We start from the raw sequence: 20,212 nt of genomic DNA, 5'->3' as shown, positions 1-20,212 counted from the left end.
TTGTGATGCATCGATCGCATCGATCGGCCCGAAGACCAACCTTTGCAAATCCATGCGCCACGGCATCGATTTAAAAACCCATTCACAATGTCAAAGACGGCGATCGAAATCGCCTACTCGCGCAAACCGCGAGATCCGCTCTCGTTTCATACAATCGGATCAGTTAGTGCCTGGTGGAGCCTATCGGGATCGAACCGATGACCCCCTGCTTGCAAAGCAGGTGCTCTCCCAGCTGAGCTAAGGCCCCGTATCCAGGCAAATGGTAGGCCCGAGTGGATTTGAACCACCGACCTCACCCTTATCAGGGGTGCGCTCTAACCAACTGAGCTACGGGCCTAAACGCCAGCGCAGGCCCCCTTCTCATACGAAAAGGCACGGCCGCTACTCGGCATGAGCCAGCTCAGGCAAACAGCCCGAGCAGACAAAAACCCGCTAGGCTGTATCCGATTGATGAAAGGACATGAGGACGACGGCAATGTTCTGTAGAAAACTGCGAAGCTCTTCCAGCGACTGGCGCCGGCGCTTTCGCAATCATCCTTAGAAAGGAGGTGATCCAGCCGCAGGTTCCCCTACGGCTACCTTGTTACGACTTCACCCCAGTCGCTGAACCCACCGTGGTTGGCTGCCTCCTAAAAGGTTAGCGCACCACCTTCGGGTGAATCCAACTCCCATGGTGTGACGGGCGGTGTGTACAAGGCCTGGGAACGTATTCACCGCGGCATGCTGATCCGCGATTACTAGCGATTCCGCCTTCATGCTCTCGAGTTGCAGAGAACAATCCGAACTGAGACATCTTTTGGAGATTAGCTAACCCTCGCGGGATCGCTGCTCACTGTAGATGCCATTGTAGCACGTGTGTAGCCCAGCCTGTAAGGGCCATGAGGACTTGACGTCATCCCCACCTTCCTCCGGCTTATCACCGGCAGTTTCCTTAAAGTGCCCAACTAAATGATGGCAACTAAGGACGAGGGTTGCGCTCGTTGCGGGACTTAACCCAACATCTCACGACACGAGCTGACGACAGCCATGCAGCACCTGTCACTAGGTCCCCGAAAGGAAAGAATCTGTCTCCAGAAACCGTCCTAGGATGTCAAAGGCTGGTAAGGTTCTGCGCGTTGCTTCGAATTAAACCACATGCTCCACCGCTTGTGCAGGCCCCCGTCAATTCCTTTGAGTTTTAATCTTGCGACCGTACTCCCCAGGCGGATAACTTAATGCGTTAGCTGCGCCACCCAAGCACCATGTGCCCGGACAGCTAGTTATCATCGTTTACGGCGTGGACTACCAGGGTATCTAATCCTGTTTGCTCCCCACGCTTTCGCACCTCAGCGTCAATAACTGTCCAGTGAGTCGCCTTCGCCACTGGTGTTCTTCCGAATATCTACGAATTTCACCTCTACACTCGGAATTCCACTCACCTCTCCAGTATTCTAGCAACCTAGTTTCAAGGGCAGTTCCGGGGTTGAGCCCCGGGATTTCACCCCTGACTTGGATCGCCGCCTACGTGCGCTTTACGCCCAGTAATTCCGAACAACGCTAGCTCCCTCCGTATTACCGCGGCTGCTGGCACGGAGTTAGCCGGAGCTTATTCTCCAGGTACTGTCATTATCATCCCTGGTAAAAGAGCTTTACAACCCTAAGGCCTTCATCACTCACGCGGCATTGCTGGATCAGGGTTTCCCCCATTGTCCAATATTCCCCACTGCTGCCTCCCGTAGGAGTCTGGGCCGTGTCTCAGTCCCAGTGTGGCTGATCATCCTCTCAGACCAGCTATAGATCGTCGACTTGGTAGGCCATTACCCCACCAACTATCTAATCTAACGCGGGCCCATCTAAAGGCGATAAATCTTTGGTCCGAAGACATTATCCGGTATTAGCAGTCATTTCTAACTGTTATTCCGAACCTAAAGGCAGGTTCCCACGCGTTACGCACCCGTGCGCCACTATCCCCGAAGGGATCGTTCGACTTGCATGTGTTAGGCATGCCGCCAGCGTTCGTTCTGAGCCAGGATCAAACTCTCAAGTTTGTGTCACTCACCTATCAGCCGCGATCCGAAGATCGCCCAACCAACAAGCAAGAGCTTCAAGGAGCCGATACCTGCACTGTCAAACGTAATGGATACGAATGAACATGCATCATACCACACGGACTGTGGAGCCCGCATGGATGTGGCAATCGGCTTGGTTACTGGTATCCGGAGCCTTAAAACCCCCGGACCAGGCGCCGTCGCCCACATGTCCCTTCATCAAAAACCAACAATGTCAAAGAACCACCAGACACTAATAGCGGACAGCTAGTGCTTCCCCGACTTACACCGGGGGACCGGCTATCCACTCATGTTGGCGACCAATGCTGCGAACGGTAGAACCCGTCAGCGCCGCGTCGGTGAGGGCCATCTAGGCCCCACACCGCAAACGGTCAACGCCTTTTTGCAGAAATATCGAAACCTTCCCGCAAAATCTAACAATTCCAACAGCTTTCAATTCACATCCAATCATGCATAGGCGGCGTCGAAGGTAATCAGAAACCACAAGCTCAGGCGAGTCAGGCCAGCACCACCCCAAATGACCGGATTCGACCAGGCGACTCACAGGCGATATCCGGGCATAAGAGTTCGGGCACCCCAACCTTCGCACCAGTGGATGAGGCAGGCCGCAACCTCACGGGCGACCCGCCCCAGACACTCCCGTCACCGGGATTCATCTGGTCAGGCCGAGGGCTTTGCGCTGCCAATTGGCAGGTCATGCCAGGGAAACGGCAACTGAATGCCAGAACATGCCCGAAACCAGCGCGTATCGCGGCGTATTCGGCTGCACATATGCGTAGACATCGGTGTAAGAAGGCGTCTGAACGAGGATTTGCATGAATATCGAAACCGATCATCGGGGCAACACTGCCCCCCCTGCTCCCGAAATCGCCAATCTCGAGCGGCTCGACGAGCGCCTGCGATGGCTGTCGTCATGGACGATCCATAATGCCAATCACCTGCGTGAAAATCGCGACGGCCTGAAGGTAGGCGGGCATCAGGCCAGTTGCGCCTCGATGACGGCAATCATGGCGGCGCTCTACTTCCACGCGCTCGGCCCGAACGATCGCGTTGCGGTGAAGCCCCATGCCGGCCCGGTGCTGCATGCCATCAATTACCTGCTCGGGCGGCAAAGTCTCGACAAGCTGAAGACTTTTCGCGGCTTCGGAGGGGCGCAGAGTTATCCCAGCCGGACCAAGGACAGCATCCCGGTCGATTTCTCGACCGGGTCGGTGGGGCTGGGCGTCGCGATCACCGCTTTTGCCAGCCTGGTCCAAGATTACGTCATCGCGCATGGCTGGAACGCACCCGAAAGCGCGGGGCGAATGGTCGCGCTGATGGGCGATGCGGAACTGGACGAAGGCAATATCTATGAGTGCCTGATCGAAGGTTACAAGCACGATTTGCGCAATTGCTGGTGGATCATCGACTACAATCGCCAGTCGCTGGATGCGACTACAGCGGACCGGATGTTCCGGCGGTTCGACGACATTTTCGAAACCTGCGGTTGGCGGGTAATCACACTCAAGCATGGCAAGATGCAGCAGGCGGCCTTCGCCCGTCCCGGCGGCAAGGCGCTGCGCGACTGGATCGAAAACTGTCCCAATGCCGATTTCGCCGCGCTAACCTATCAGGGCGGCAGCGCGTGGCGCGAACGGCTCGAGCGGGATCTGGCCGACAGCAAGGCAAGTCTCAAGCTCATCGCGGATTACGACGATGCCGCACTGCACATGCTGATGACCAATCTGGGCGGCCATTGCATGGAAAGCCTGGTGGAAGCCTTCGACGACGCAGCCGACGAACAGCCGACGGTGTTCATCGCCTATACGGTCAAGGGCTTCGGCCTGCCGCTGGCGGGACATAAAGACAACCATGCCGGGCTGATGACGCCGACCCAGATCGGGACTTTGCGCGAAGACATGGGCATTGCCGAAGGCGAAGAGTGGGAGCCCTATGCCGGGCTCGGCGGCAATGCGGCGCAGGCCCTGAAGGATTTCGTGCGGAAATCGCCGCTGGCCGCGCGCGAACCGGAAAGCCCGGCGGAGACCTATTCCGTGCCCGCCATCACCGTTCCGTCGGGAGCGACGCAATCGACCCAGGGCGCTTTCGGCAAGATCCTACACGAACTCGCCAAGTCGGACAGCGAGCTGGCCGCTCATCTCGTTACCACTTCGCCCGATGTCACGGTGTCGACCAATCTGGGCGCCTGGGTCAATCAACGCGGCCTGTTCCGGCGCCAGGAACTGAAAGATGTGTTTCAGCACGCGCGTATTCCCTCGACCCAAAAATGGTCCGGCCATGCGGCGGGCCAACATCTGGAACTGGGGATCGCCGAGCACAATTTGTTTCTGGCGCTGGCCGCCTTCGGCCTTGCCGGGCCGCTGTTCGGCAAGCGCGTGCTCCCGATCGGCACGGTGTACGATCCCTTCATAGCCCGCGGTCTCGATGTGCTCAATTACGCCTGTTACCAAGGTGCGCGCTTCCTGCTGGTGGCGACGCCATCGGGCCTCACGCTGGGGCCGGAGGGGGGCGCACACCAATCGATCAACACGCCGCTGATCGGCATGGGGCAGCCCGGCCTGACCTATTTCGAACCCGCTTTCGCCGACGAGCTGGCGCTGTTGATGGAATGGGGCTTTGGTCACATGCAGCGCGGTGACGGCGGGTCGATCTATCTGCGCCTTTCCACCCGCGAGATCGAACAGGCCGTGCGCGAAGACGATGACTGGCAGGCCGATGCGATCAAAGGCGGCTACTGGCTCAAGCGACCCGGCCCCGAGGCCGCGGCCGCACTGGTCTTTACCGGGGCAATCGCACCCGAAATGCTTGCCGCATGGGAGATGCTGGCGGAGGATGTGAAAGGGCTGGGCCTGCTGAACGTGACTTCACCCGACCTGCTCCACCGCGACTGGTCGGCACGGCAGGCTTCGCGCTGGCAGGGCGAGGCGGTTGCCACATCGCATGTCGAGGCACTGCTCGGTGCGCTGCCGTCGGCGTCGGGGCTGGTTACCGCCATCGACGGCAGTCCCGGCGCGCTCTCATGGCTTGGCGGGGTAAAGGGCCAGCGCGTCAGTGCGCTGGGGACCGACCGCTTCGGCCAGACCGGCGATCTTGTCGACCTCTACCGCGAATACCGCCTCGATGCCGATGCCATCGTCGAGGCCGCCGCCGAATTGTTCCTGGGATAACCCTATGCCGATCGACATCACCTTGCCCGCCCTCTCGCCGACGATGGAATCAGGTACGCTTGCAAAATGGCTCGTCTCTCCCGGAGATACTATCGCTGCGGGCGACTTGCTGGCCGAAATCGAAACCGACAAGGCGACGATGGAATTCGAGGCGGCCGAGGACGGCGTGGTTGCGGAATTGAAAGTGACCGCGGGGACGGAGGATATTCCGGTCGGTACGGTCATCGCGATACTGGCCGAGGACGGTGAGGCGATGCCGACTCTCGGCGACGATCGGGCCGAAGCGCACGCTGCGGCGACGGCCGATGAATCCGCCACCGCAGAGCAAGCCCCGCCTCCACCGCCCTCTGCCGCCAAGGCAATCGAGGCTCCGCGTACGGCGGGGGCCGCGCCGGTCGATCTCAATGTCGATGCGACGCCGCTGGCAGGCAAGCTGGCCGCCGCCAAGGGAATGGACCTGAATGCGATGCGCGGGAGCGGACCCGGCGGACGTATCCTGTGGCAGGACATCGTCACCGATCCGACCGCCCGTACATCGCAGGACAAGTCGAGCGCGCCTGCCAAAGCTGCCGCGGGCGATCAGGCAAACGGCCCGGTGTCAGACGTCCCCCATGATGCCGAACCCTTAAACGGGATGCGCAAGACCATCGCGCGGCGCCTGAGCGAATCCAAGCAGACGGTGCCGCATTTCTATCTCTCGGTGACCTGCCGGATTGATGCGTTGATCAATCTTCGCCAACGGCTCAACGAGGAACTGGTCCCGGACGAGATCAAGCTTTCGGTCAATGACATGCTCATCCGCGCCATGGCCGTGGCATTGCAGCGCGTGCCCGACGCCAATGTCAGCTTCGGCGGCGACACGCTCTATCGCTATCACCGCGTCGATATTGCGATGGCAGTCGCGGTCGAAGGCGGGCTGGTAACGCCGGTGATCCGCGATGCCGCGGCGAAGAGTCTCGCCGCGATCGCCGCGGAGGCGCGCGATTTAGCCGAAAAGGCGCGCGAAGGTCGGCTCAAGCCCGACGATTGCCGGGGCGGGACCGCCTCGATCTCCAATCTCGGCATGTATGGCATCGACGCAATGGGGCCGATCATTAATCCGCCGCAGGGCCTGATCCTGGGTGTGGGCTCGAGCCGCGAGGGGCCGTGGTCGCAAGATGGTGCGATCGTTTCCGCCCACCTGCTCACCGCGACGGCCAGTTTCGACCACCGCGCCATAAACGGATCGACCGGAGCCGATTTCCTTGGCGAATTCCGCAGGTTGGCTGAACAGCCAATGCTGATGCTTGCCTAGCCGTGATGGATCGGCGGGATCCTTGATGCCGGGGTCCATTTATCGCTCGCAAATTCAAGGGACTCAGAGCAGCTTTCGCATGTTGGCGAGCCCAGTGATTGGATTGGCCTACGTCCTTCTTAATATATGCGCATCAGGCCGAACCACCACCGCCCCCAAGCGACCGATTTTCAGTCGCGCATCGTATTGATTTCATTATTCTGGCCAGTCATTTCCCAACGGATGAGCGAAATCGGGATCGACCCTGCAGCCCGGAAACGATCGTGGAACGACTTGATGTCGAACGTATCACCTTCCTGCATTGCGACGTCAGCCATGAGCTTTTCCAGTTCGATCTTCCCCATGTAGTATCCGATGCCGTAGCCGGGTTGACGCAAATAGAGCTCGATATCGAACTGAGCCACGGCATCACCAGGCTCCATCCACTTGGGTGTGCGAGCAACTAGTGAGGCATTGGCTTCTGCCCAAGTCCAGGAATTCTTCTGCATCATGAGTTCAGGCAAAATGCGGGCTGCGCGTTTGGCGCCCAGGATATAATCGATCTCCCGCGTCTTCGGTCTGTCGTCGAGCAGCCCCGCCTGCAGAATCATCTCTTCGAGATAGAACGCCCATCCCTCGTTGCGCACACCGTTGACAAAGAACATACGCGGCTTCCCTCGGATCGGGCGCGTATCGCGCGCCGACTGCAATCCATCAAAGGCATGGCCGGGAAGGTTATGCGCGCGCAGCGGGCGTCCGTCGCGGAATTCGGCCTGGAAGAAGAAGTGAAGGTCGAAAGGGGGCTCGAACAACCCCGGCTTAGAAGGATCCTTCTCGAACGGAAACTGATAGGGGCCCTCTAGCGGATCGTGGGTGAGATAATCGGGGATCGTGACCCAATCGCCCTCGCGCAAGAAACGTAGGAGATCTTCGTCCTCCGCCTTCCGCTTGGCATCGAATTCGGCACGGGTTCGGATCGGAGCCGGCATCGGAATGGCGCGATTGCGATGTTCCTCTATCTTCAGGAATGCGATCTGGCGCTGATATTCGCGCTCGCCAAGCGTTTCGATCTCATTCACCGAATAGGGGAGCAGCAGGACGTTTTTCAAATACCAGGCATAATTCTCCCGTCCTACTCCACCATGCGCGGGAAGCTGCGCCTCGATGCTTTCCAACCACACCTTGAAGTCGCGGGCAGCGGTTTGCGCACGGCGTGCCGGCGCGACCAGTTCGGGCTGCAATCGCCCCGCTTCTTCGGCAAGCTGGCCATAGACGTTCACTTCAACCTGCTTCTGGGCGATCCCGAGGCGCGCAAGATCGCCGCGCGCGTCGGTGAGGTTGTCCCGCGCCTGCCGCAATGCCTCCGGTACAGCGTCGAGTCTGGCCGCCAGTTCGGTCGCCTCAAACTGATCAAGCGGCAGATCGGGAATGGCGATCGCACCGTGCATCTTCGGCCCGAAGCCAAGGTTGGTCGTGCTGTAGAACGCTGGATCGCGCTTCCACGGCTGAAGAACGCGGTGCTGAAATTCGAACCCCCGCATCTCGGCCAGCACGACCATGTAATCTACGCGCTGCGAAATCGGCCAGTTGTTATCGTCGATAGCGCGCAATCGGGATTGAAGAGTCTTCAGCTCCGCATATTGGCGCGCCATGGCCTCTGGCGAATAGTCGGGAACGCCCTTTACCATCGGCGGTGGCACGATAGCCCGAAACTGCGAATAGAGCAGCTGAAGCGCACGATAGCCGCTCGGCTCGGTCTGGTCCTGCGCGGCAGCGGGCGTCGCAAGCATCATCGGCATGCCTACGATCGACATCAGGGCAGCGGCAGCGCGTAAGACAAGTTTCATCAATCCCTCCCAGTCGGTACCCGGTCAATCTTCCTCACAGGTCGTTGAAAAAGCGCGCGAGCCTGTTCATTCCCTCAACAATCCGCGCTTCCGATTCCGAGCCGAAACATACGCGTAAATGGCCCTCGCCGCCCGGGCCATAGAACGCACCCGACTCGACGACGACATGCGCCTCCTCGAGTATGCGCATCGCCAGATCCTGCGATTTGAACCCGGTGCCGGTGATATCGGGAAAGGCATAGATTGTTCCCTCCGGCTCCACACAGGAGACGCCTGGCATCTGATTCAACGCCTGGACCACGATGTCGCGCTTGCGCCGATCGGCCTCGACGATTGCCTGCATACCATCCTGCGGTCCGTCTACAGCGGCACGCGCGCCCTCCTGAACGAAAACATTGACATGCGTAACATCGGTCATGGCGACGCGCAGGATAGCAGGCATGAGACGGGAGTCCGCAGCGAGATAACCGATGCGCCAGCCATCCATGGAATAGGCTTTTGTGAAGGCATAGCAGCTGATAGTTCGCTCGCGCATTCTGGGCAGGCTTGCGATGCTGACATGCCGGGCAGCGCCATATGTGATATATTCGTAAACTTCGTCCGACAGGACCAGCAGATCATGCTCGATCGCGAGGTCGGCGACATGCTGCAGCTCTTCACGGGTATAGACCCTGCCGGTAGGATTGGCCGGATTGACCAGAACGATCATACGCGTTCGATCAGTAATTTTTGCCGCGATGGTCTCACGCGAGATGGCAAACCCATTGGCCTTGTCGAGCTCGGCGATCACCACCTTGCCGCCAGCCAGTTCTGTCTTCCCGACATGTTGCGGATAGAACGGGTCGAGCAGGATTACTTCATCGCCCGGATCGATCGCGGCCATGAAAGCTGCGAAAGAGGCATGCGTCAGGCCATTCGTCACCAACACTTCATCGACCCCGTAATCCAAACCGTTGAAATCGCGCAACTTGCGAACCAGGGATTCTCGAAACGACAGCGTCCCACGGAAATCACCATAATGGACGATGCCAGCATCGAGCGCTGCCTTGGTGGCCTCCTTGATATGATCGGGCGTGTCGGCGTGCGGACGTCCGAATTCGAGATGGATCAGATCCACGCCTTTTGCATCGAGCTTGCACGCAGCATCGTACATCCCGAAACTTTTCTTCGATCCCGCCGCGAGGCGTCGTGCAGGCCATTTCATCATTGCATCTCCAATTCCCTCATACATGTGCATAATTGTGTGATATACGATATTTCAAGCCTAAAATTTTAGGGTTGAAATATATTGCTTGTCGACCTAGCCATGCGGTCATCAACATGATGATGAGGGAGTTGGCGAAGTGAAGATCGCATGCGCAGGCGGAGGCCCGGCGGGCCTCTATTTCGCCATCTCGATGAAACTACGCAATCCGTCTCACGAGATTGACGTATTCGAACGCAATCGAGCAGACGATACGTTCGGCTGGGGTGTCGTTTTTTCTGACCAGACAGTCGAAAACCTGATGGCCAACGACGCGGTCAGCGGGGAAATTATCCGCGACGAATTCGCCCATTGGGACGATATCGAGGTTCACATCCATGGTCAGTGCATCCGCTCTGGCGGGCATGGATTTATCGGCATCGGGCGCAAACGTCTGCTCGCGATACTGCAGGAACGTGCCCGCGAACTCGGCATTGGCTTGCATTTCGAGCACGAAGCCAGCCCGGCGCTCGCCGCTTGGGATGGCTACGATCTGGTGATTGCCGCAGATGGGGCGAACAGCCGTATTCGCACCGTCCACGCCGAGCATTTCGATGCTGACATTCAGGTCCGGAAAAACAAATTCTTCTGGTTCGGGACAGCCAAGCGGTTCGATGCCTTCACTTTTGCGTTCGAGCAGACCGAAGCTGGGTGGGTATGGGCCCATGCTTATCGCTTTGATGGCGATCTATCGACTTTCATCGTGGAGATGGAGCCAGAAACCTGGCGACGGCTCGGCCTTGATCGAATGGATCAGCCAGAAGCCATTGCGCTGTGCGAATCGATCTTCGCCAGCCATCTGGACGGGCACGAACTGATGTCCAACGCCTCGCATCTCCCGGGGCCGCAGGCTTGGCTCAATTTCCGCCGCATCGTAACGGAAAACTGGTCATACGATAAATTCGTGCTGCTCGGAGACGCAGCTCACACCGCGCACTTTTCTATCGGCTCGGGTACCAAGCTTGCACTGGAAGATGCGATCAAACTGGCGGAAGTTCTCAACCGCCCCGGGCTCAACCGGGAACAGGCGCTTGCAGAGTATCAGGCGGAGCGCAGCGTCGAAGTGCTGAAGCTGCAGAACAGCGCGCGCAACTCGACCGAATGGTTCGAGACGCTCGATCGCTATCTGTCGTTTCCTCCGCTCCAGTTCGCCTATTCGCTGCTTACCCGGTCTCAACGCGTCAGCCACGAAAATCTTCGTCTTCGGGACCAAGCGTGGCTGGAAGAGGTGGAACGCTGGTTCCAGGCCCAGGCACCAAACGGGTGCGACGAAATTGCCCCGCCCATGTTCGCCCCCTACCAACTGCGCGAAATGTCGCTGCACAACCGGATCGTGGTTTCACCGATGGCAATGTACAGCGCCACGAACGGCACGCCCGGCGATTTCCATCTGGTGCATTACGGAACCCGCGCGCAAGGTGGTGCTGGCCTCGTCTATACCGAGATGACCTGCGTGTCGGCCGACGGTCGGATTACGCCCGCATGCCCTGGCATGTACGCTTCCGCACATGTTGCGGCGTGGCGCCGCATTACCGACTTCGTACATCGCGAAACCCGGGCCAAGATGTGCCTCCAACTCGGCCATTCGGGGGCCAAAGGCTCGACCAGGATCGGCTGGGAGGGCATGGACGAACCGCTCGACTGCGACAACTGGCCGCTAATCGCAGCTTCCGATGTGCCGTGGAGCGAGGCCAGCCAGGCCCCGCAACCGATGACCCGGGAAGACATGAACCGGGTCCGCGACCAGTTCGTCGCCGCCACACGGCGCGCCATCGAGGCGGACTTTGACATGGTGGAGATGCACGCGGCGCACGGTTATCTGCTTTCGAGCTTCATTACACCGCTGCAGAACCGTCGTAGCGACGAATACGGTGGTTCGCTGGAGAATCGCTTGCGTTATCCGCTCGAGGTTTTCACCGCCATGCGCGCTGTCTGGCCAGCCGAACGCCCCATGTCGGTTCGTATTTCCGCGACCGACTGGATGGGTGCCGCCGGCGTGACTCCTGACGAAGCCGTGCGGATCGCAGACGCTTTCCATGCCGCGGGTGCCGATCTGATCGATGTTTCCGCAGGTCAGACATGGGCGGCATCCCGACCGGTCTATGGGCGGATGTTCCAAACTCCCTTCGCCGACCAGATCCGTAACGAGGCGCGTGTATCGACGATGGCCGTGGGCAACATCTTCGAAACCGACCACGTCAATTCCATCCTCGCCGCCGGCCGCGCTGATCTGGTCGCGCTGGGCCGACCGCACATGATCGATCCTATGTGGACGTTGCGGGCAGCAGCGCAGCACGAATACGATGGGGCGGCCGTGCCGCCGCCTTATCTTGCAGGCATGGCGCAATTGACCCGCAATCTGAAACGTGCCGCAGAGATGGAAGCAGCACAGAATGCCTAGCTTGCGGCTGAAGGGCGTCCACGCCGTCGTCACCGGAGGTGGATCGGGCATCGGCGCGGCCATCGCCCGTGCATTGGCAGCCGAAGGTGTGCGCTTGACTTTGGTCGGCCGAACAAGCGAAACGCTGGAAAAGACAGCATTAAAATTGCGCGCCGAGCTTGCATGCGAGGTCCATATAGCGCCTGCGGACGTGGCGGACCGCCAAGCGGTGGATGCCGCTTTCGCATCCGCGCGTACCAAGCACGGCCCCATTGGTATCCTGATCAACAATGCCGGAATCGCGTCGAGCGGCCCCTTCGCCGACATATCGGCCGAGACGTGGCGGAAGACGATGGCGATCAACTTGGACGCGTTGTTTCATTGTAGCCAGGCGGCACTTCCCGATCTGCTGGCGGCACCCGCGGGCCGCATCGTGACCGTGGCGTCTACAGCCGGGGTCAAAGGTTACGCTTATACCGCGCCCTATGTTGCATCGAAACACGGTGCCATCGGCCTGACCCGCGCCCTAGCGGCCGAATATGCGCGAATGCCCCTGACCGTGAACGCCATCTGCCCCGGCTTTACTGATACCGGAATAGTGGAAACGGCGGTCGCGAAAATTCAGACCGCCACCGGGCGCAGTGCGGAACAGGCGGCGGCTGAACTTACGCGCTTTAACCCACAGCAGCGGCTTATCGAACCCACCGAAGTGGCGGATGCGGCGACCTGGCTTTGCCTTCCTGCCAGCCGATCGATAACCGGACAGACCATTATGGTGGCTGGTGGAGAAGTGATGTGAACGACAGCTCATTGGCGCTCGATTATCGGAGCAGCGATGCCAAACAGCGCGACAGCGTACGGCTGTGGCTGCGACTGCTGGCGTGTACGCGGGTCATTGAAAAGCAGGTCAAGCGGCGTTTTGCCGATCAATACGATATCACGCTTCCTCGCTTCGACGTGATGGCCGCGCTCGACCGTCATCCGGAAGGGATGACGATGGGACAATTGTCGCAGGCACTGCTCGTCTCCAACGGCAACGTTACCGGTGTCGTCCAGGCACTCGTTCGCGATGGATATGTGGGCGTCGCCCCTTCCCCCACCGACGGTCGGTCGTCGATCGTTCGTCTGACCGAGCAGGGCCGCCAATGCTTCGCGGGACTGGCTGAGGCTCACCAGGACTGGATCGACGCGATGTTTGGGGGCCTGGGGCAGGATCGACAGGCCGCGCTCTACGATCTTCTCGGCACGCTCAAAGAGACGCTTGCGGCACAAATCGGAAAGGATGAGGCATGAACCCGGAACAGTTCTCGCCGGAACACTTCGACTGGCAGTTTGCCGATGGCGTCGCAACCGTCACGCTTGATCGGCCCGAACGCAAGAATCCGCTGACTTTCGAAAGCTATGCGGAACTGCGCGATACCTTCAGGGTCCTGAGCTACACTCCGGCGGTCAAGGCCGTGATCGTCACCGGGGCCGGCGGCAATTTTTCGTCAGGCGGCGATGTCCACGAAATCATCGGGCCGTTGACCGAAATGCCAATGCCCGAACTGCTGGCGTTCACCCGGATGACCGGCGATCTTGTCAAGGCCATGCGGGCCTGTCCGCAGCCGATAGTCGCGGCGATTGACGGAATCTGCGTAGGCGCCGGTGCGATCATGGCAATGGCGTCGGACATGCGGATCGCGACGCCGAGAGCCAAGACCGCGTTTCTGTTCACGCGGGTTGGCCTGGCGGGATGCGACATGGGGGCTTGCGCGATATTGCCGCGCATCATCGGTCAAGGCCGAGCGTCGGAACTGCTTTACACAGGTCGGATGATGACTGCGGAAGAGGGTGAACGTTGGGGATTTCACAACCGTCTGGTCGCCCATGAAGCATTGGCAGACGAGGCTCTTGTTCTCGCCCGATCGGTAGCCTGCGGCCCGACTTTCGCCCACGGGATCACCAAGACACAGCTCAATACTGAATGGGCAGTTTCAATTGAGACGGCGATCGAAATGGAAGCGCAAGCGCAGGCGATCTGCATGGCGACCAACGACTTCCGACGCGCCTTCGTCGCGTTCGCGGCCAAGCGCACTCCAGAGTTTGCAGGCGACTGATGGCCGACCGGAGTTTTCTCGACTGGCCCTTCCTCGATGATGGTCACCGTCAGCTTGCTATCGATCTGGAAGCCTGGTGTGGTGACCATTTGACGGACGACCATCCCGAGGACATCGACCGCGCATGTCGCGCACTTGTCCGTATGCTGGGGGAAGCGGGTTGGTTACGCTATTGCGTGCCGGCTGCTCATGGCGGTATCCACGAAAGGCTGGATATCCGCTCGCTCGCATTGATCCGTGAAACACTGGCGCGGCATTCAGGCCTGGCCGATTTCGCCTTCGCAATGCAGGGGCTCGGCTCGGGGACGATAAGTCTCTTCGGCACCGAAGAGCAGAAGCGAGCTTATCTGCCTGAGGTTGCCGCCGGAAGGAAAATTGCCGCCTTCGCATTGACCGAGCCGCTTTCGGGATCCGACGTCGCGGCAATGGAGACAAGCGCAGATCGCAAAACGGCGGGATACCGCATCAACGGGGCGAAGACCTATATCTCCAACGGCGGCATCGCCGACTACTATATTTTATTCGCGCGCACCGGCGAGGCGCCGGGGGCCAAGGGCGTATCTGCGTTCATCGTCGACGCCGAAACCCCCGGACTGGCGGTTACCGAACGGATCGCGGTAATCGCGCCGCATCCGTTGGCAACTTTGTCATTCACCGATATGGAATTGCCGAAAACAGCTCTGCTCGGCGAAGCGGGGCGCGGATTTGCTGCCGCTATGGCAACACTCGACATTTTCCGCACGACGGTGGGCGCCGCCGCGCTCGGCTTCGCCCGCCGCGCGCTCGACGAGGCGACCGAGCGGGCGCGCGTGCGCAAGCTGGGGAAGGGGGTACTGGCGGACAATGCCGTTACACAGTCCAAGCTGGCCGAAATGGTACTCGATATCGATACCTCGGCCCTGCTGATCTATCGCGCGGGGTGGTTGCGCGACGTGCGGGGAGAACGCAACTCCCGCGAAGCCGCACTCGCCAAGCTGCATGCAACCGACAGCGCACAGCAGGTGATCGACAAGGCTGTGCAAATGTTCGGCGGGCTCGGCGTTACCGTCGGCAGTCCGGTCGAAGCACTCTACCGCGAGGTCCGGGCTCTGCGGATTTATGAGGGTGCATCGGAAGTGCAAAAAGTGGTCATCGCGCGCCAGCATCTTGCACAAAGCGCTAACTGATGTTCACCACTCGACTGCCCCTGCGCTTTGCGCACTGTGACCCTGCGGGCATCGCGTACTATCCGCGCTATTTCGAACTGTGCGACGCGGTAGTCGAGGACTGGACTGCGGCTGTGCTCGGAGTGGACAGAAACACGATGCATGGCGAACTGGGCATGGGGCTGCCGACGGTAGACCTCAAGGCCGAGTTCACGGCACCGAGCCGACTGGGCGACATGCTCGACTTCACCCTCCGGATCGTGCGGATTGGCAGGAGTTCGCTCGATCTTGGCATCGACGTCACTTGCTGCGGCGAAGCGCGCTTCGCTGTTCGCTCGACCGTGGTGCTGATCGATCTCGCCAATATGCGCGCACACCCCTGGCCTGCCGACTTTCTCGACCTCCTTAAAAAACACGCACTTGCCGACAAGGACCCTTCATGAGCGCCCATCAATCTCTGCTTCCCCCCGGCTGGCCACGACCGCGCGGATATAGCAACGGTATCGCTGCTGACGGTCGTATGATCTTCACGGCCGGAATCGTCGGATGGGATGAGAACGAGATATTCGTGTGTCACGACCTTGCCGGCCAGTTCCATCAAGTGCTGGAAAACACCTTGGCCGTCTTGGCCGAAGCCGGTGCCGGTCCCGAACATATAGTTCGCATGACCTGGTACATCACCGATCGCGAAGAATACCTCACGAGCTTATCCGCAATCGGCGCTACGTATCGCGAACTTCTTGGACACAATTATCCCGCGATGGCAGTGGTGGAAGTCACCGGGCTGGTCGAGGCGGCGGCAAAAGTCGAGATCGAGACCACTGCGGTAATCCCGGCGGCGTCACGCTGATGAGCGGTGTGCGGAAATTCGATTGGTCCGATGCCTTTCTGCTGGACGAACAGCTGAACGAAGAAGAGCGGATGATCCGCGATGTCGCCAGGGCTTATGCGCAGGACCGGCTCGCCCCCCGTGTGATCGATGCATTCGCTCAGGAGCAAACCGATCCAGACATCTTTCGCGAAATGGGTGCCTTGGGGCTGCTTGGCCCGACGATCCCGGAAGCCTACGGAGGAGTGGAAGCATCCTATGTGGCTTACGGTCTCATCGCGCGCGAAGTGGAACGGGTAGATTCGGGATACCGTTCGATGATGAGCGTACAGTCCAGTCTCGTCATGTATCCGATTCACGCCTTCGGTTCGCTGGAACAGAAGCGCCACTATCTTCCCCTTCTCGCGAGTGGGAAGATGATCGGCTGCTTCGGCCTGACCGAACCCGATGCAGGTTCTGACCCGGGCGGTATGCGGACGCAAGCGGTCAGGACCGAGCGCGGCTATTGTCTGAATGGGACGAAGACTTGGATTTCCAATGCTCCGATCGCCGACGTGTTCGTCGTGTGGGCGAAGTCCGAGGCCCACGGGGGCGCGATCCGCGGTTTCGTGCTCGATAAGGGCACGCCCGGACTGTCGGCGCCGAAAATCGACGGCAAACTCAGTCTACGCACATCGATTACGGGCATGATCGTGATGGAGGACGTGGAGGTGCGGGAAACGGCACTGCTCCCCGAAGTGTCAGGCCTGAAGGGGCCGTTCTCCTGTCTCAACCGCGCGCGCTTCGGGATCAGCTGGGGTGCCTTGGGTGCTGCCGAATACTGTTTTCACGCCGCCCGCCAATACGGACTCGACCGCCACCAGTTCGGCCGCCCGCTAGCGGCGACTCAGCTCTATCAGAAGAAACTCGCCGATATGGAGAGCGAGATCGCTCTGGGGCTCCAGGCGAGCCTGCGTGTCGGGCGACTGATTGACCAAGGACAGTTCGCGCCGGAGATGATATCAATCGTCAAACGCAACAACGTCGGCAAGGCATTGGCCATCGCTCGCACAGCCCGGGATATGCACGGTGGCAACGGTATCAGCGCCGATTATCAGGTGATGCGCCATGCCATGAACCTGGAAACCGTCAATACGTATGAAGGGACGCATGACGTTCACGCGTTGATCCTGGGTCGCGCCATCACCGGAATCCCGGCGTTCTGACAGGGGCAGCAGGCCCGCCCCACCACTGTCTGACAATGCCTCTTTCCAAGGCGATGGCGCACGTTTCTCGGGTTTTTCGTTCGGTTTCGCTTGAAAACGCTTTATTTTCCGAACAAGATCGCTATCGGGGATAGGATCAAATTCACGCAAAAACCGTTAAGCAATCCCTTCGCGCCGGTCGGTCGGAGAGGATTCTGGGTATGGGATTGCGGACAAACCAGACCTGTGCTCGATTGGACCGGCTCTGTCGGCCGTCCATGCGGGTGAGAGGAAAAGCGTTCGAGGGACAGTATGAAAGCAGTGTCGGGCAAGAGATCGCAGGATATTGTTGAAGACCAGATAGATCGTGGTGACTACAACCCCAGCAGTGCGACATTCCGGCTGGCCAATTCACCTTTTTATCTGATGGCTCACGCCGATTTCAAGTATCACGAAGATATGGATAAGGTGCTGCACAAGCACGGGGTCTCGAAACCCATCTATCGAGTGATGACGGTCCTTCGCGAACGCCAGCCTGCGAGTATCGGCGCAATCGCCGAAGCCGCACTGACCAAACGTTCCACAATTAGCCGGATCATAGATCGCATGCTCGAGCAGGGCTTGGTGACGGCCGAGCCCAATGCCGAGGATAACCGCATTACCGAAGTGACGCTCACCCCCGCTGGAGAACAAAGGCTGCGCAAGCTTACACCCATAGTGGGGCGGCAATTCATGCGGGCGATGGATGGGATCAGCAACCGCGATATCGCTCACCTTCTTCGCACGCTTCAGAAGATAAGTGCTAATCTCAGCAAATTGCCGATCGAGTAGCGTTCCCAGCCTGACGACTGAACAACTTCGTCGTCAGCGAAGACATAGAACACCCCGCAGCTTCTGTAGCGAAGCAGCCTGCATGGCGCGCATGATCAAACCCTCGGCGATCTCATCGCGATCCGCGACGACGCAGCGGACGCGATACCTCTCCCGCTGACCATGCGATGGGCCGCCCCCACGCTTTACCACCAATTTTCGGGGCAAACGTTGCGTCGCAGCACTATTATGTGCAATTACACATGACTTAGCGTGTGATTTTATGACGGGAGCGTCCGATCGGTTTCGGATCTCCGTCAGGCGGGAACTCAACTGTCCGCCAGAGGGAGCGCGACATGCGAACACAACCGCGATCCATGGAGAAAACGATGCTTCGCGACGCGTTGCAGCTTGCGCAAGCGGGCAAGCTGAACGCTGCCGAGCAGAGGCTGCTGGCAGTTCTGGACGCAACGCCCCGCCAGCCGGACGCGCTGCAATTGCTCGGCATGGTAGCGCGGCAGCGAGGCGACCATTGCCGGGCCGTAGACCTGTTTCGCAGATCGCTGGCGGCGGTTCCCCGACAGCCTCACGTGCTCAACAATCTGGGCAACAGCCTGCTGGATCGTGGGGAGATTTCCGAAGCCGCCGAGGCTTATCGCGAAGCGCTGAAGCTTCTTCCAGCCTACAGCGATGCCCGTATCAATCTGGCTCTTTCGCTGACGCGGCTCCAGGAGTTCGGGGAAGTGGAAACGTGTCTCGCCCCACTCCTCGATCGTGCTTCTCCGAACGGGCGGGCCTGGGCCATCCTGGGTGAGATGCGCGGCGCAATCGGGGATCACCCGGGTGCGATCGAGGCCTATCGGCTTGCCCTGCAGGCAACGCCTGACCATCTGCCTTGGCGGCACAATTTGGCGGTCGCGCTGCGGCAAGCCGGACGCGCGCACGAAGCCCTGCCGATCTTGCTCGAATGCGCGGCGAGCTCTTCCGAACGGGCTGAGATACCCTACAACCTCGGCCATTGCCTGCAGGATCTGGGCCGTTTCGAAGACGCGGCGCAGGCCTATCGTCATGCGATCAAACTGGCACCGACCGATGCGGCCATCCACGAATCGCTGAGCCGAATGCTCTGGCATCAAGGTAGGGTCGCGGAGCATGTCGTAAGCTATCGCGAGGCCCTTGAGTCTCATCCGGATCACCCGGATTTGCTGGAAGGCCTCGCTAGGCGTCTGACGCTGGCGAAAGAGCCTGGGCGGGCTGTCGAGCTACTGGAAACGGCGATGTCTCGCGGCGTTAGTGGAGCCGAACATCTCTGCCTCCTCGGCCAAGCGCTATGGTCTTCCCGCAGGGCTGCCGACACAGCTAGAGCGTTTGATGCGGCACTTGAGGCAGAACCGGAACACGCGCCGACCTTGCGCGAATATGCTCGCATCTTGTTGATCCTGGACCGGTATGACGATGCGCTGTCGCTGATTCGGCGTCGGCTCGCCTCCGATCCTAACGATCAACAGATGCTGGCATTGCAAGCTATCGTCTGGCGGCTGAAAGGCGATCGGAAGTACGAATGGCTCGAGAACCCCGATCTGATCCGGACCTTCCGACTCAGCCCACGGAACGGCAACACCGAGGGGTTCAATAGCCGACTTAACCGTGCGCTACGAGCCTTGCACAGCGGCCAGCGGGCACCGCTGGAGCAGACGTTGCGCGGCGGCACGCAGACTGCCGACGACTTATTCAACAGCGACATTCCCGAGATCACAGCGATCCGGGCCATGATCGAAGAAGCGGTGGCGCGATACATCGCCGCGCTGCCTAATGATGTGGACCATCCATTCCTGTGTCGCAAAGCGGCAGGCTTCTCTTTTTCCGGCTCGTGGTCGGCGCGGCTGGGCGCAGGCGGACACCATACAAACCACATTCATCCCGCCGGCTGGATCAGTGCCGTCTATTATGTCGCGCTGCCTGCCGGTCTGGAGGGCGACGAAGGGTGCCTGAAATTCGGCGAGACCGGTCTGCGCTTGGGGCGGCACGAGCGTATCCTACGCACCATATGCCCAGAACCCGGCCTTCTCGTCCTGTTCCCTTCGTACTTTTACCACGGCACGGTTCCATTCGCTGCCGAAGCGCATCGAACGACGATCGCATTCGATGTGGTGCCGACGCCCAAGTCGTGATATTGGTTGCATATGC

The 20,212-nt window shown here is 59.8% G+C and carries 14 protein-coding genes, 2 tRNA genes and 1 rRNA gene; 12 read left to right on the top strand and 5 right to left on the bottom strand.

Going from position 1 to position 20,212, the window contains the following annotated elements:
• Positions 1 to 171: 171 nt before the first annotated feature.
• The 3 genes from MUY37_RS03030 to MUY37_RS03020 form a co-directional block, all read right to left on the bottom strand.
• Positions 172 to 247, bottom strand: a tRNA-Ala gene (locus MUY37_RS03030).
• Between the two features lie 13 nt (positions 248 to 260).
• Positions 261 to 337: transfer RNA gene (locus tag MUY37_RS03025), tRNA-Ile, on the bottom strand.
• Positions 338 to 541: 204 nt separating this feature from the next.
• Positions 542 to 2,027: ribosomal RNA gene (locus MUY37_RS03020) — 16S ribosomal RNA — on the bottom strand.
• A gap of 836 nt (positions 2,028 to 2,863) precedes the next feature.
• Here MUY37_RS03020 and MUY37_RS03015 point away from each other — a divergent pair.
• Together MUY37_RS03015 and MUY37_RS03010 are read left to right on the top strand one after the other, a co-directional pair.
• Entirely contained in the window at positions 2,864 to 5,215 is a 2,352-nt protein-coding gene (locus MUY37_RS03015; RefSeq protein ID WP_499193937.1) for a thiamine pyrophosphate-binding protein, read from the top strand.
• A 4-nt stretch (positions 5,216 to 5,219) separates the two neighbouring features.
• Complete coding sequence (locus MUY37_RS03010) at positions 5,220 to 6,509, top strand: pyruvate dehydrogenase complex dihydrolipoamide acetyltransferase (protein ID WP_499193936.1); 1,290 nt, start codon at positions 5,220 to 5,222, stop codon at positions 6,507 to 6,509.
• Between the two features lie 170 nt (positions 6,510 to 6,679).
• On the opposite strand, the gene MUY37_RS03005 is transcribed toward MUY37_RS03010, so the two are convergent.
• Positions 6,680 to 8,335, bottom strand: a complete 1,656-nt coding sequence (locus MUY37_RS03005; RefSeq protein WP_499193935.1) for a DUF885 family protein — start codon at positions 8,333 to 8,335, stop codon at positions 6,680 to 6,682.
• Between the two features lie 34 nt (positions 8,336 to 8,369).
• Positions 8,370 to 9,542, bottom strand: coding sequence for a pyridoxal phosphate-dependent aminotransferase (locus MUY37_RS03000; protein WP_499193934.1), 1,173 nt, complete (start codon positions 9,540 to 9,542; stop codon positions 8,370 to 8,372).
• Between the two features lie 136 nt (positions 9,543 to 9,678).
• Between MUY37_RS03000 and MUY37_RS02995 the strand changes: the two genes are divergently transcribed.
• The 10 genes from MUY37_RS02995 (at position 9,679) to MUY37_RS02950 (ending at position 20,196) form a co-directional block, all read left to right on the top strand.
• Complete coding sequence (locus tag MUY37_RS02995) at positions 9,679 to 11,979, top strand: bifunctional salicylyl-CoA 5-hydroxylase/oxidoreductase (RefSeq protein WP_499193933.1); 2,301 nt, start codon at positions 9,679 to 9,681, stop codon at positions 11,977 to 11,979.
• A 1-nt stretch (position 11,980) separates the two neighbouring features.
• Positions 11,981 to 12,757: an SDR family NAD(P)-dependent oxidoreductase gene (locus MUY37_RS02990; RefSeq protein ID WP_499193932.1), complete on the top strand. Its 777-nt coding sequence runs from the start codon at positions 11,981 to 11,983 to the stop codon at positions 12,755 to 12,757.
• The gene (locus MUY37_RS02985) at positions 12,754 to 13,251 is read left to right on the top strand and encodes a MarR family winged helix-turn-helix transcriptional regulator (protein ID WP_499193931.1); all 498 of its coding nucleotides are present in this window, start codon (positions 12,754 to 12,756) and stop codon (positions 13,249 to 13,251) included. The genes MUY37_RS02990 and MUY37_RS02985 overlap by 4 nt, the downstream gene beginning before the upstream one ends.
• Positions 13,248 to 14,057, top strand: coding sequence for an enoyl-CoA hydratase family protein (locus MUY37_RS02980; protein WP_499193930.1), 810 nt, complete (start codon positions 13,248 to 13,250; stop codon positions 14,055 to 14,057). The genes MUY37_RS02985 and MUY37_RS02980 overlap by 4 nt, the downstream gene beginning before the upstream one ends.
• The gene (locus MUY37_RS02975) at positions 14,057 to 15,223 is read left to right on the top strand and encodes an acyl-CoA dehydrogenase family protein (protein ID WP_499193929.1); all 1,167 of its coding nucleotides are present in this window, start codon (positions 14,057 to 14,059) and stop codon (positions 15,221 to 15,223) included. The genes MUY37_RS02980 and MUY37_RS02975 overlap by 1 nt, the downstream gene beginning before the upstream one ends.
• Positions 15,223 to 15,645, top strand: coding sequence for an acyl-CoA thioesterase (locus tag MUY37_RS02970; protein WP_499193928.1), 423 nt, complete (start codon positions 15,223 to 15,225; stop codon positions 15,643 to 15,645). The genes MUY37_RS02975 and MUY37_RS02970 overlap by 1 nt, the downstream gene beginning before the upstream one ends.
• On the top strand, positions 15,642 to 16,052 hold the full coding sequence (locus tag MUY37_RS02965; protein WP_499193927.1) for a RidA family protein: 411 nt from the start codon (positions 15,642 to 15,644) through the stop codon (positions 16,050 to 16,052). Before MUY37_RS02970 ends, MUY37_RS02965 begins: the two co-directional genes overlap by 4 nt.
• Positions 16,052 to 17,236 (top strand): acyl-CoA dehydrogenase, encoded by a 1,185-nt coding sequence (locus MUY37_RS02960; protein WP_499193926.1) that lies wholly within the window; start codon positions 16,052 to 16,054, stop codon positions 17,234 to 17,236. Before MUY37_RS02965 ends, MUY37_RS02960 begins: the two co-directional genes overlap by 1 nt.
• A 291-nt stretch (positions 17,237 to 17,527) precedes the next feature.
• Complete coding sequence (locus MUY37_RS02955; RefSeq protein ID WP_499193925.1) at positions 17,528 to 18,046, top strand: MarR family winged helix-turn-helix transcriptional regulator; 519 nt, start codon at positions 17,528 to 17,530, stop codon at positions 18,044 to 18,046.
• A 335-nt stretch (positions 18,047 to 18,381) separates the two neighbouring features.
• Positions 18,382 to 20,196, top strand: coding sequence for a tetratricopeptide repeat protein (locus tag MUY37_RS02950; RefSeq protein ID WP_499193924.1), 1,815 nt, complete (start codon positions 18,382 to 18,384; stop codon positions 20,194 to 20,196).
• Positions 20,197 to 20,212 lie beyond the last annotated feature (16 nt).

Origin of the sequence: Qipengyuania sp. ABI-127-1 (genome assembly GCA_022953095.1) — a bacterium.
In the GTDB taxonomy this organism is placed as follows: Bacteria; Pseudomonadota; Alphaproteobacteria; order Sphingomonadales; family Sphingomonadaceae; genus Qipengyuania.
Note: the sequence above shows the minus strand (reverse complement) of the source record. Positions and strands in the feature narration are given on the sequence as shown.

Bases quoted from the DNA above. Each gene is read 5' to 3' on its own strand.
- MUY37_RS03015 (WP_499193937.1), top strand. From the start codon at position 2,864: ATGAATATCGAAACCGATCATCGGGGCAACACTGCCCCCCCTGCTCCC.
- MUY37_RS02960 (WP_499193926.1), top strand. From the start codon at position 16,052: ATGAGCGGTGTGCGGAAATTCGATTGGTCCGATGCCTTTCTGCTGGAC.
- MUY37_RS02965 (WP_499193927.1), top strand. From the start codon at position 15,642: ATGAGCGCCCATCAATCTCTGCTTCCCCCCGGCTGGCCACGACCGCGC.
- MUY37_RS02955 (WP_499193925.1), top strand. From the start codon at position 17,528: ATGAAAGCAGTGTCGGGCAAGAGATCGCAGGATATTGTTGAAGACCAG.
- MUY37_RS02950 (WP_499193924.1), top strand. From the start codon at position 18,382: ATGCGAACACAACCGCGATCCATGGAGAAAACGATGCTTCGCGACGCG.
- MUY37_RS02980 (WP_499193930.1), top strand. From the start codon at position 13,248: ATGAACCCGGAACAGTTCTCGCCGGAACACTTCGACTGGCAGTTTGCC.
- MUY37_RS03000 (WP_499193934.1), bottom strand. From the start codon at position 9,542: ATGATGAAATGGCCTGCACGACGCCTCGCGGCGGGATCGAAGAAAAGT.
- MUY37_RS02970 (WP_499193928.1), top strand. From the start codon at position 15,223: ATGTTCACCACTCGACTGCCCCTGCGCTTTGCGCACTGTGACCCTGCG.
- MUY37_RS03010 (WP_499193936.1), top strand. From the start codon at position 5,220: ATGCCGATCGACATCACCTTGCCCGCCCTCTCGCCGACGATGGAATCA.
- MUY37_RS03005 (WP_499193935.1), bottom strand. From the start codon at position 8,335: ATGAAACTTGTCTTACGCGCTGCCGCTGCCCTGATGTCGATCGTAGGC.
- MUY37_RS02975 (WP_499193929.1), top strand. From the start codon at position 14,057: ATGGCCGACCGGAGTTTTCTCGACTGGCCCTTCCTCGATGATGGTCAC.